The sequence below is a fragment of the Flavivirga amylovorans genome, from assembly GCF_030540875.1.
GTDB classification, from domain to species: Bacteria; Bacteroidota; Bacteroidia; order Flavobacteriales; family Flavobacteriaceae; genus Flavivirga; species Flavivirga amylovorans.
Genome location: NZ_JAUOEM010000001.1, coordinates 689746 through 702098, shown reverse-complemented (window position 1 = coordinate 702098; position 12353 = coordinate 689746). Strand labels below are relative to the sequence as shown.

The following is a 12353-nucleotide window of genomic DNA, read 5'->3' as shown; positions in this document are numbered from 1 at the left end:
GTTCAATTTGTGTTTTTAACTACCCCTAATACGTTTCTTCCTATTTGTTTCATAATCTTCAAAAATCATTTCACCCAATCCTTTTAATCCTGTATAAAATGCTTTCCCTTGGTTAGCATAAGTAAACTCTCTTACAAATTGCATTAAATAATTGTCTTGAGCAATCATAAATGTTGTAATAGGAATATGCAAACGTCTTGCTTGTTGTGCCATGGCATAACACTTATTCACAATATGTTTATCTAAACCATTACTATTTTTGTAATACTCACCATCTGGTAAACGCAAGCAACTTGGTTTTCCATCGGTGATCATAAAAATTTGTTTATTAGTATTTCTTTTTCTTCGGAGTAAATCCATTGCAAGTTGCAATCCAGCTACAGTATTGGTATGATATGGCCCTACCTTTAAATAAGGTAAATCTTTAATTTCAATCTGCCACGCATCATTTCCAAATACTAAAATATCTAAAGTGTCTTTTGGATAGCGGGTCGTAATCAATTCAGCTAATGCCATAGCGACTCTTTTAGCAGGCGTAATCCGATCTTCTCCATAAAGAATCATACTGTGACTAATATCAATCATTAACACAGTACTCATTTGTGATTTATGAAGTGTTTCTTCAACTACTAAATCTTCTTCAGATAAATTAAAGTCCCCAATACCGTGATTAATCTGAGCATTTTTTAAACTTTCGGTCATAGATACTTTATCTAAAGCATCACCAAATTGATAGTTTCTAAAATCTCCTGTATGCTCATCTCCAACGCCTACCCCTTTGCTTTTATGATTTCCTTGACCACTGCGCTTAATCTTCCCGAAAATATGATCTAATGCCTGCTGACGAATGGCACGTTCTGTTTTTGCCGTAATCGCCATACTCCCATTACCATCAGGTTCTATCTCTTCTTTTATGTAACCTTTCTTTTTTAAGTCTTCTATAAAATCGTCTATAGAATAGTCATCAGTAGTGAGTTTATATTCCTTATCTAATTCTCTTAACCAGTCAATAGCTTCATCAAAATCGCCCGAAGTATGCGTAATGAGTTCTTTGAAGACTTCAAAAATTTTATCAAAAGGAGATTGATAAGGTGTTTCATACGGTTTAAATATGAATCCTTTTCTTGAATTTTTATCATTTGTCATAGCTTTATAAAAATACTACAATTAAATTATATGTTAAAAGCATTAACATTTATTTAATTAATGCTGTCATAAGTTTTCACTATTTTAGAGCGAGTAAAATTTAAACAATGAAAAAACTTCCCCTGTTGTTACTTTTTCTGGTAATGACACCTCTATTTAGCCAAGAATTATCAATGGATTTATTAAAAAACATGCAACCACGTAATATTGGACCTGGTGGTATGTCTGGTCGTGTTACAGCCATTGATGTTGTACATACTAGCCCAGATATCATGTATGTAGGAACAGCTTCGGGAGGGATATGGAAATCTACTTCGGGAGGTATTAAATGGGAACCTATTTTCGATAAAGAAGTTACTGCTTCCATTGGAGCCATTGCCATTCAACAATCTAACCCAAGTGTTATTTGGGCTGGAACCGGAGAAGGTAATCCAAGAAACAGTTTAAATGGTGGTTATGGTATTTACAAATCGCTAGACGGTGGTAAACATTGGAAATCAATGGGACTGGAACAAACTCGCCATATACACCGTGTTATTATAGACCCTACAAATCCAAATATTGTTTATGTAGCTGCTATTGGTTCTCCTTGGGGCATACATCCAGAACGTGGTGTTTATAAAACAACAGATGGTGGTAAAACCTGGAACAACATATTATTTGTTAACAATAAAACTGGAGCTGCAGATTTAGTTATGGATCCTACGAATCCCAATAAACTCATTGCTGCGATGTGGGAACATAAACGTGATCCTTGGTTTTTCAACTCTGGTGGTGAAGGTTCTGGTTTACATATAACGCACGATGGTGGTGAAACCTGGAAAAAACTAACTGATGAAGATGGTTTACCAAAAGGAAACTTAGGACGTATAGGTATTGCTATTGCTGCAAATAAACCTAATATTATTTACGCACTAGTTGAAGCTAAAAAAAATGCGTTATATAAAAGTGAAGATGGCGGATTTAAATGGAAAAAAGTAAATGATAAAAGCGGTATTGGTAATCGCCCTTTTTATTATTCTGAAATCTATGTAGATCCTCAAAATGAAAATCGAATTTTCAGTATATATACCTATGTAAATGTTAGCCAAGATGGTGGTAAGAACTTTTCGCAACTCATGCCTGCTTATGGTACAGACAATGGTATTCACCCAGATCATCATGCTTGGTGGATACACCCTACCAATGGTAATTTTATGATAGATGGTAATGATGGCGGATTAAATATCACTAAAGACGGTGGTAAAACTTGGCGTTTCATTGGAAACTTACCTGTAGCTCAATTTTATCATATAAATGTCGATAATGATATTCCTTATAATGTATACGGTGGTATGCAAGACAATGGTTCTTGGAAAGGCCCTGCATATGTGTGGCGCTCGCAAGGTATTAGAAATTCCTACTGGCAAGAAATAAGCTTTGGTGATGGTTTTGATGTGGTTCCAGACAAAGAAGATTCACGTTTTGGCTGGTCTATGAGTCAACAAGGTTATGTAAGTAGATACGATTCTGAAACTGGAAATAATTATACTGTAAAACCAACACATCCTGATGCCAAAGTAAAACTTAGGTTTAATTGGAATTCGGCTATTAATATTGATCCTTTTGATTCTAGCACCTTGTATTTTGGAAGTCAATTTGTTCATAAATCAACCGACAAAGGCTTGACATGGATCGTTATTTCTGAAGATTTAACAACAAATGATCTCGAAAAACAAAAGCAAAGCGAAAGTGGAGGATTAACCTTAGATGCCACTGGGGCAGAGAATCATTGCACCATTTTAGTTATTGAACCCTCTCCTTTAGAAAAAGATATGCTTTGGATTGGTACAGATGATGGTCGCGTGCATATTACTCAAAATGGCGGACAAACGTATACAGATGTCACAAAAAATATTAAAGACTTACCTTCTGGAAGTTGGATTCCTCAAATAAAAGCGTCTAATAAAAATAAAGGTGAAGCTCTTTTAATAGCCAATGATTATAGGCGTTTTAACTATACTCCTTACGCTTATAGGACAAAGAATTATGGAAAAACATGGCAACGTATTGTAGATGATAAAGATGTAAAAAGCTATACATTATCAATCGTAGAAGATCTTGAAAACCCAAACCTATTATTTTTAGGAACAGATGATGGTCTATACATCTCACTTGATGCCGGGAATACATGGATAAAATGGACGCAAGGCTTTCCTACTGTTCCTGTAAAAGATTTAATTATTCACCCTCGCGAACACGATTTAATTATTGGAACTTTTGGTCGTGCGGCATGGGTTTTAGACGATATACGTCCATTGCGAGCCATTGCTAAGAATCAGCAAATCCTTAATCAGAAATTAGAATTATTTCAGCCACCCACGGCTTACATGGCTGCCTATCAACAACCAACAGGAACTCGTTTTGGAGGTGATGCGATGTATCATGGAGAAAACAGAAAATCTGGTGCGTCAATTTCCTATTATGTAACCATTGATAAAAAAGAATCGTCTGATGAAGATAATAAAGAAGATGCTGGTGATACTGACGACACAGTGGATGAGCACCTGAATCAAGTTCAGGTTAAATGGGATTCCCTAACTATGAAAATTTATGATGGAGAGCATTTAATAAGAACATTAAAACGAAAAGCACATAAAGAAACAGGGCTGCATAAATGGATCTGGCACATGAATGAAAAAGGACCACAAAGACCATCTCGAAAAATTAATAAAAATAAAAATGAACCAAGAGGCACTAGAGTAAAACCTGGGACTTATAAAATAGTATTGGCTTTTGGAGATCAAACTTCCGAAGAAATAATCACGATCGAGAATGACCCCCGTTTAAATAAATCTGATAACGCAATCAACGAGGTTTATCAGGCTTCAAAAAATATTGAAAGCATGATACAAACTATGACTGATGCTATAAAACAACTAGTAGAAAGCAAACAAATTGCTAAAAAATATCAATCTGAATTAAAAAAATTAGATACAGAATCATATAAAGATCAAATAAAAGCGTCAAAAGATATTGTTAAAAAAATTGACGATATCATTAATTTGTTTTTAGGAAAAGAAGATAAAAGGCAAGGTATAACACGTAATCCCGAAGTTAATATTAATCAGCGTATTAGTTCAGCAAATGGTTATGTTCAATCCAGACAAAATGGATTAACCTCAACTGAAACTACACTTATAAAACATGCGAAAGACGCTTTAAAAATTGGGCTTGATAAAACAAATACTTTTTTTAATGAAGACTGGAAATCCTACAAAAATTCAATTGAAAACATAAAACTCTCTCCTTTCAAAGATGTAAAATCATTTAAAATCAATTAAATATGAATAAACTAGTAACTTTAGTCCTTTTGGTTTTGTTTATCTCTTGTAAAAAAGAAAAACAAACAAAAGAAGTCGCTCTTAATTTAAAAGAGTACACGATTGAACAGTTCATGGATAATGAAGCTGTAGGTGGAGGAAGTTTTTCTCCGGACAAATCAAAATTATTAGTGTCCAGTAATCGATCTGGAATTTATAACATGTACACAGTGCCATCTAGTGGTGGTGACTTTACGCCTATAACGACATCAGATTCTTCATCTGTTTTTGGTATTTCTTATTTTCCAAATGATGAACGCATGTTATATAGAGCCGATGGTAATGGCGATGAAATTTATCATATCTATTTACGAGACATTGACGGCACTATTACAGAACTAACACCAGACGAGGGAGCCAGAGCTTCTTTTTATGGATGGTCTCACGATGGAAAAAGCTTTATTTATGGTTCTAATAAAAGAGACAAGCGTTATATGGATGTTTATGAAATGACTGTTGAGGATCTGTCTTCTAAACTCATTTATCAAAATGATAAAGGCTATAGCTTTAATGCTATTTCTAGTGATAAAAACCTCTTGGCTTTAAGCAAAACGATTAACACAAACGACAGTGATATTTTTATCTATAATAGAACAGATAAATCACTTACCAAAGTCAACGAAAACCAAAGTAGTAATTCTGCTGAAGATTTCTCTTTAGATAGCAAAACACTTTATTATACTACAGATGATGGCGCTGAGTTTTCATATGTTATGAAATATAATATCGCTACAGGCGAAAGGAAAAAAGTTTTAGAAAGATCTTGGGATGTAAGCGGTATTTATTTTACTCATAATGAGAAATACATGGTAAGTTTTATAAATGAAGATGCTAAAAACGTTATAGAAATAATGGATATGGCTTCTGGTAAAAACTTGGAGCTTCCCGATTTTCAAAATGGTAGTATAACCAGTGTGGGGATTTCTAGAGACGAAACCATGATGCGTATGTATGTTGGTGGTTCCAATAGTCCCTCAAATTTGTTTATATACAACCTTGCCTCTAAAGAATTACACCAACTTACAGATGTACTCAATAAAGACATTGATGCCAATCATTTAGTAACAGCTAAAGTAATCAGATATAAGTCTTTTGATGGTGTAGAAATTCCTGCGATTTATTATTTACCACATCAGGCTTCGGCTGAAGATAAAGTTCCTGCTCTAGTTCTAGTACATGGTGGCCCTGGAGGGCAAAGCAGGCAAAATTTTAATTCTTTAACACAATACCTTGTTAATCATGGTTATGCAGTTTTGGCAGTAAATAATCGTGGAAGCAGCGGATACGGTAAAACGTTTTTCCAAATGGATGATCTCAATCATGGTGAAAAAGATTTACAAGATTGTGTAGAAGGTAAAAATTGGTTAGCCTCACAGCCACAAATTGATGCTAGTAAAATTGGTATTATGGGTGGGTCTTATGGTGGATATATGACGATGGCTGCATTGACTTATACTCCAGAGGAATTTGCTGTAGGAGTTAATATATTTGGGGTTACAAACTGGCTACGCACACTTAAAAGCATTCCGCCATGGTGGGAATCTTTTAAAGAGGCTCTTTACAAAGAATTGGGTAATCCGCATACAGCAGACTCAGTAAGATTACGTAAAATATCTCCCCTATTCCACACCGATAAAGTAACCAAACCTTTGATTGTTTTACAAGGTGCTAAAGACCCTAGAGTTTTACAAGTAGAATCTGATGAAATTGTGGCTGGTGTTCGTAAAAATGGTATTCCTGTAGAATACGTTTTATTTGAAGATGAAGGTCATGGTTTTGTGAAAAAAGAAAATCAAATTGAAGCTTATAGTAGCATACTCAACTTTTTAGACACGTATCTTAAAAAAGAAAATGCTCCTGTAGATGGTGAAATTCCCGTAAAAGAAATAGAAGCAGAAACTGAAAGCTAAAAAAAGCAAAAACGCTCTGAAAATTTCAGAGCGTTTTTTTATTTTAATAGAATGGTGAACATCTTTATTCTATCCGTTTTAAACCTTCTATACTTTCAATCTTTATTTGCTTACCAATAGTAGAAATAAGTCCTTCCTTTTTAAATTGAGATAAAACCCGTATTGCCGACTCTGTAGCAGTACCAACAATGTTGGCAAAATCTTCACGAGATAATAAAACACTAAGTGTACCATCTGGATTCACTCCAAAACTATTATGTATATATATTAAAGCTTCTGCTAATCGTTGTCTCACCGATTTTTGAGCCATATTAACTATAATATCATCAGCTTCCTTTAAATCATGTGCCATTTCTTTCAATACATCAAATGAAAACTTCGGATTCTTTTGAAGGTCTGCAATGATTTCACTCTTAGGAATAAAACAAACTTCCATATCATTTAAGGCCGTTGCTTGTAAATTAGAATTCTCGTCACTTATAAGAGAACGCTGCCCCAGTAATTGGCCTTTAACAACCATTTTCACTATTTGATCCTTACCGTTTTCACTTAATTTAGAAAGTTTACAAATACCATCTTTAACGCAATAAACGCCATTTATAGCATCTCCTTCTTCAAAAATAACAGTCCCCTTTTTTATAATGTGAGAGGTTTTACAATTAGAAATACGTACTAACTCATCTTTAGTCAAAGACTTAAGAGAATTAAACTGTTTAATAATACATTGTTCGCACTTGCCCATAATAATTAATAACTAAGTATGTAAAAATAAAGAAAACATGACAATTATCATATTAAAACAATCATTAAGTCACAACCTTTGTATTAGGTATAAATGAGCAAATAAAAATGAGCAATAACACATGTTTTCATTGTGGGTTAGATGCTACATCCTCTACAATTACATTTGACAATAAGTCATTTTGTTGTAATGGCTGTAAGACGGTTTATGAAATCTTCTCTATAAACGATTTAACCTGTTACTACGATTTACAGCAAGCCCCTGGTGCAACTCCTAAAGATGTAGAAGGCAAATACAATTTTTTAGATAATGCAAAAATTGTAGAACAATTACTGGAATTTAATAACGACGATACTCAAATCGTTACATTATATATTCCACATATACACTGTAGTTCTTGTATTTGGATTTTGGAGAATTTAAACAAACTAAATCCAGCGATTAGCTCATCTGTAGTAAATTTTGGCAAAAAAAATGTGCGAGTTACTTTTAATAGCGAATCACTTACATTAAAAAATCTCGTAGCATTATTAAGTAGCATTGGTTACGAACCCTTTATAAGTTTAGACGATTATAGTGTTGGTAAAAAACATGTAGATAGATCCTTAATATATAAATTAGGAATTGCTGGATTTGCTTTTGGAAACGTGATGTTTTTATCATTTCCAGAGTACTTTCAAGTGGATGGATTTTGGATAGAAAAGTATAAACCTCTTTTTAGATGGTTGATGTTTTTCTTTTCACTTCCTGTTGTTTTTTATTCAGCACAAGATTATTTTATTTCTGCATTTAAAGGACTTCGGTCAAAAATTTTAAATATTGATGTCCCCATTGCTCTAGGTGTTTTAGTATTATTTGTTAGAAGTTCTGCTGAAATTATTTTTGATGCCGGCTCTGGCTTTTTTGATAGCTTAACTGGGCTTATCTTCTTTTTATTACTAGGAAAGTTTTTCCAACAAAAAACATACACTTTTTTATCCTTTGAACGCGATTACAAATCATATTTTCCTATTGGGATTACAAAAATAACATTAGAAGGTACAGAAGAATCCATACAAGTATACGATATTGAAAAAGGCAATCGATTACTCATTAGAAATGAGGAACTTATTCCTGTAGACTGTATTTTAATCAAAGGAACAGCACGTATAGATTATAGCTTTGTTACGGGTGAATCTAAAACAGTCTCAAAACAATCAGGCGACAAATTGTTTGCTGGTGGAAAACAATTAGATGGTAGTATTGAAGTTGATGTATTAAAATCGGTGGAACAAAGTTACCTAACTCAACTTTGGAGTAATGATGTATTTAAAAAAGACAAAGAACTATCATTTACAAACATTACCAATAGTATTAGTAAACGCTTCACGATTGCTATTTTACTAATCGCATTAACCGCCACTTCATTTTGGTTATTAACAGACCCTAGTAAAGCACTAAATGTATTTACTTCGGTATTAATCATCGCATGTCCGTGTGCCATTGCCCTATCGGCTCCTTTCACTTTTGGAAACATATTGCGAATTCTAGGCAAGAAAAAATTCTATTTGAAAAATGCCAGCGTCATTGAACAATTGGCAAAAATAAACACCATCATTTTTGATAAAACTGGCACAATAACAGCAAACAAAGAAACGTCTATAAATTATGAAGGTTCTGAGCTTTCTTTAGATGAAGAAACCTTATTAAAAAGTACATTACGAGGATCTAATCATCCATTAAGCAGATCCTTATATAATATCTTGAATAAGCATGATATTCTCACTTTAGACACCTATGAAGAATTTTTAGGAAAAGGCATTGAAGCAAAACACAAAGATGATAACATAAAAATAGGATCTGCTTCTTTTGTTGGTCATACAAGTGATACAGCAACATTAAATACCACAGTGCATGTAAGCACTAACAATCAATACAAAGGCAAGTTTACATTCTACAATGCCTATAGAAAAGGCATCTCACAACTGTTTAATACGCTTAAAAAAGAGTATGATCTAGTCATTCTATCTGGCGATAATGCAGGTGAAAAAGAGAACTTAACCAAGTTACTCCCTACTAAAACAAAGTTACTTTTCAATCAGAAACCAGAAGACAAATTAGAATACATTAAATACCATCAAAACGAAGGCGCTAATGTCTTAATGATAGGTGATGGATTAAACGATGCTGGTGCTTTGGCACAAAGTAATGTTGGGATAGCTATTTCAGAAAATGTAAACGTGTTTTCCCCTGCCTGCGATGCCATTTTAGACGCTTCAAAATTCAACCAATTATTTAATTATATAAAACTATCTAAATCAGCTATAAAAATTATAAAATGGAGCTTTTTACTATCATTCATATATAATAGTATCGGACTCTATTTTGCGGTAACGGGTCAGTTGGCTCCAGTTGTAGCAGCGATATTAATGCCGCTTAGTTCTATTAGTATAGTCGCTTTTACAACCATAGCAACAAATATTTCAGGAAGGAAACTAAATTAATAAGATATAGAACATGACAAAAGTCATTTTTTAACAATAGGTATGACAGTAATTTTGAACCATAACTTCAAGTAGGTATGAGTGTTATTTATATTTTATTAGCTATAAGCATCATTGTAGCTGTTGGTTTCTTTATAGCCTTTATTGTAGCTGTAAAAAAAGGACAGTATGACGATAGTTATACGCCTTCAGTAAGAATGCTATTTGAAGACGAACTCGTTAAAGACAATTCCGATAAAACAATACTAACCAAAAAAGATTAAACTATAATTATGGAAATGCAGCAATTTCATTACGATAATAAGATCGTTAAAAATTTCATATACGCCACCATGCTTTGGGGCGTAGTGGGTATGTTGGTAGGCTTGCTACTAGCATTTATGTTTTTATTCCCTAATCTTACCGATGGTATTTCATGGCTTAGTTTTGGTCGATTAAGACCATTGCACACCAATGCCGTAATTTTTGCTTTTGTTGGTAATGCTATTTTCGCGGGCGTTTATTACTCTACGCAACGTCTATTAAAAGCCAGAATGTTTAATGATACCTTAAGTAAAATAAATTTCTGGGGCTGGCAACTTATTATAGTAGGTGCAGCAATCACATTACCTTTAGGTTATACAACATCTAAAGAATATGCCGAGTTAGAGTGGCCGTTTGATATTGCTATTGCTGTTATTTGGGTTGTTTTTGGATGGAATTTAATTGGTACCATTCTAAAAAGAAGACAACGCCACTTGTATGTTGCTATCTGGTTTTACATAGCAACTTTTGTGACTGTTGCTGTACTTCATATTTTTAACAGTTTAGAATTACCCGTGAGTGCTTTAAAAAGCTACTCGGTATATGCAGGTGTACAAGATGCTCTGGTACAATGGTGGTATGGACATAATGCAGTGGCATTCTTTTTAACCACACCTTTTTTAGGTTTAATGTATTACTTTATACCTAAAGCGGCTAACCGACCTGTATACTCATATAGATTATCTATTGTTCACTTCTGGTCATTAATCTTTATATACATCTGGGCAGGACCGCATCACCTATTATATACAGCCTTACCAGAATGGGCACAAAACTTAGGTGTGGCATTTTCTGTCATGTTATTAATGCCTTCTTGGGGCGGTATGATAAATGGGCTTTTAACGCTTAGAGGAGCCTGGGATAAAGTACGTACAGACCCAGTTTTAAAATTTATGGTGATAGCCATTACAGGTTATGGCATGGCCACATTTGAAGGTCCTACCCTATCACTTAAAAACGTTAATGCTATTGCTCACTTTACAGATTGGATTATTGCACATGTACACGTAGGGGCTTTAGCATGGAACGGTTTTCTAACCTTTGGTATGATATACTGGTTAGTCCCTAAGCTTTTCAAAACAAAACTATTCTCTGTTGGATTAGCCAACCTGCATTTTTGGATTGGTACACTAGGTATCATCATGTATGCTTTACCATTATATGTTGCTGGTTTTACTCAAGCAAGTATGTGGAAACAATTCAATCCTGATGGTACATTAGTTTACGGTAACTTCTTAGAGACCGTAACAGAAATCATGCCTATGTATTGGATGCGTGCCATTGGAGGCACCTTATTCCTTACAGGAATGTTAATCATGGTTTACAATGTTATTGTTACTATCAAGCAAGGTAGCAAGGTTGAAAATGAATTAGCTGAAGCTCCAGCACTCGAACGTGTTACTAAAAGACGTACTGCTAGTGAAGGATGGCACACTTGGTTAGAACGCAGACCTATCCAATTAACACTTTTAGCAACCGTTGCTATTTTAATTGGTGGTGTTATCCAAATTGTACCAACCATTATGGTAAAATCTAATATTCCAACCATAGCCAGTGTAAAACCCTATACACCTTTAGAATTAGAAGGGCGTGATATATATATTCGGGAAGGCTGTGTAGGTTGTCATTCACAGATGATTCGACCTTTTAGAAGTGAAGTAGAACGTTATGGGGAATACTCCAAAGCTGGTGAGTTTGTTTACGATCATCCATTCCTTTGGGGAAGTAAACGTACGGGACCAGACTTACACAGATTAGGAGGCAAATACTCAGACAATTGGCACTTTAACCACATGTACGACCCTCAAAGTACATCGTCTGGATCTATCATGCCGCGTTACCCTTGGTTGATAACTGGTAGCAGTAGTAAATTGGATAAATCGATGACTGAAGCTAAAATGGAAGCTATGGTAACATTAGGTGTTCCTTATACAGAAGAAGACATTACTAATGCACAGAAAGACATGTTAGCACAAGGAGCAAAAATAGAGCAAAACCTTTATACAGATCCTGATTTTGCCAAAACATATGAAGCTGATAAAAAATATGCTTCAGATAATGGAGAAGACTTTATCGAAATGAAAAATAGAGAAATTGTAGCGCTTATAGCCTATTTACAACGTTTAGGAACCGATATTAAAGTAGAAACAGCACAACAATAACCATCAAAAACCAACAAGCATGTTAAAATTTGTAAAAAATCATATGGAGAGTATTACAGGCATCGAAATTTATCCGATGATCTCTTTACTCATCTTTTTCATCTTTTTTGTAGCCCTTTTTTGGTGGGTAGTTACCGCTAAAAAAGACTATATAAAAACCGTAAGTAATATTCCTTTAGATAACCAAAACGACGATATATCATGAAACCGACTATTCAAAATATGAATTTACAGCTGAATAGAAT

At 34.2% G+C, this 12353-nt stretch carries 8 protein-coding genes; 6 read left to right on the top strand and 2 right to left on the bottom strand.

Annotated features, from left to right (window positions below):
* Positions 1-15: 15 nt before the first annotated feature.
* On the bottom strand, positions 16-1146 hold the full coding sequence (locus Q4Q39_RS02780) for a vWA domain-containing protein (RefSeq protein ID WP_303280840.1): 1131 nt from the start codon (positions 1144-1146) through the stop codon (positions 16-18).
* A gap of 107 nt (positions 1147-1253) precedes the next feature.
* Here Q4Q39_RS02780 and Q4Q39_RS02775 point away from each other — a divergent pair, with 107 nt between their 5' ends.
* Both Q4Q39_RS02775 and Q4Q39_RS02770 read left to right on the top strand, forming a co-directional pair.
* Positions 1254-4469: a VPS10 domain-containing protein gene (locus tag Q4Q39_RS02775; RefSeq protein ID WP_303280839.1), complete on the top strand. Its 3216-nt coding sequence runs from the start codon at positions 1254-1256 to the stop codon at positions 4467-4469.
* A gap of 2 nt (positions 4470-4471) precedes the next feature.
* The gene (locus Q4Q39_RS02770; protein WP_303280838.1) at positions 4472-6418 is read left to right on the top strand and encodes a S9 family peptidase; all 1947 of its coding nucleotides are present in this window, start codon (positions 4472-4474) and stop codon (positions 6416-6418) included.
* A gap of 64 nt (positions 6419-6482) precedes the next feature.
* On the opposite strand, the gene Q4Q39_RS02765 is transcribed toward Q4Q39_RS02770, so the two are convergent.
* The gene (locus Q4Q39_RS02765; RefSeq protein ID WP_303280837.1) at positions 6483-7160 is read right to left on the bottom strand and encodes a Crp/Fnr family transcriptional regulator; all 678 of its coding nucleotides are present in this window, start codon (positions 7158-7160) and stop codon (positions 6483-6485) included.
* A gap of 107 nt (positions 7161-7267) precedes the next feature.
* Between Q4Q39_RS02765 and Q4Q39_RS02760 the strand changes: the two genes are divergently transcribed.
* The 4 genes from Q4Q39_RS02760 to Q4Q39_RS02745 all read left to right on the top strand — a co-directional run bounded on the left by Q4Q39_RS02760 (position 7268) and on the right by Q4Q39_RS02745 (position 12313).
* Positions 7268-9643, top strand: a complete 2376-nt coding sequence (locus tag Q4Q39_RS02760; protein ID WP_303280836.1) for a heavy metal translocating P-type ATPase — start codon at positions 7268-7270, stop codon at positions 9641-9643.
* A 77-nt stretch (positions 9644-9720) separates the two neighbouring features.
* Positions 9721-9906, top strand: coding sequence for a cbb3-type cytochrome oxidase assembly protein CcoS (gene ccoS, locus Q4Q39_RS02755; protein WP_303280835.1), 186 nt, complete (start codon positions 9721-9723; stop codon positions 9904-9906).
* A 9-nt stretch (positions 9907-9915) separates the two neighbouring features.
* Positions 9916-12108 carry a cytochrome-c oxidase, cbb3-type subunit I gene (ccoN, locus tag Q4Q39_RS02750; protein WP_303280834.1) on the top strand — a complete coding sequence of 731 codons (2193 nt, stop codon included), beginning with the start codon at positions 9916-9918 and terminating at the stop codon, positions 12106-12108.
* Positions 12109-12127: 19 nt separating this feature from the next.
* Positions 12128-12313, top strand: coding sequence for a CcoQ/FixQ family Cbb3-type cytochrome c oxidase assembly chaperone (locus Q4Q39_RS02745; RefSeq protein WP_303280833.1), 186 nt, complete (start codon positions 12128-12130; stop codon positions 12311-12313).
* Positions 12314-12353: the final 40 nt, after the last annotated feature.

Coding starts and splice junctions, on each gene's coding strand:
- Q4Q39_RS02775 (WP_303280839.1), top strand. CDS start 1,254: ATGAAAAAACTTCCCCTGTTGTTACTTTTTCTGGTAATGACACCTCTA.
- Q4Q39_RS02765 (WP_303280837.1), bottom strand. CDS start 7,160: ATGGGCAAGTGCGAACAATGTATTATTAAACAGTTTAATTCTCTTAAG.
- Q4Q39_RS02745 (WP_303280833.1), top strand. CDS start 12,128: ATGTTAAAATTTGTAAAAAATCATATGGAGAGTATTACAGGCATCGAA.
- Q4Q39_RS02770 (WP_303280838.1), top strand. CDS start 4,472: ATGAATAAACTAGTAACTTTAGTCCTTTTGGTTTTGTTTATCTCTTGT.
- Q4Q39_RS02780 (WP_303280840.1), bottom strand. CDS start 1,146: ATGACAAATGATAAAAATTCAAGAAAAGGATTCATATTTAAACCGTAT.
- Q4Q39_RS02760 (WP_303280836.1), top strand. CDS start 7,268: ATGAGCAATAACACATGTTTTCATTGTGGGTTAGATGCTACATCCTCT.
- ccoN (WP_303280834.1), top strand. CDS start 9,916: ATGGAAATGCAGCAATTTCATTACGATAATAAGATCGTTAAAAATTTC.
- ccoS (WP_303280835.1), top strand. CDS start 9,721: ATGAGTGTTATTTATATTTTATTAGCTATAAGCATCATTGTAGCTGTT.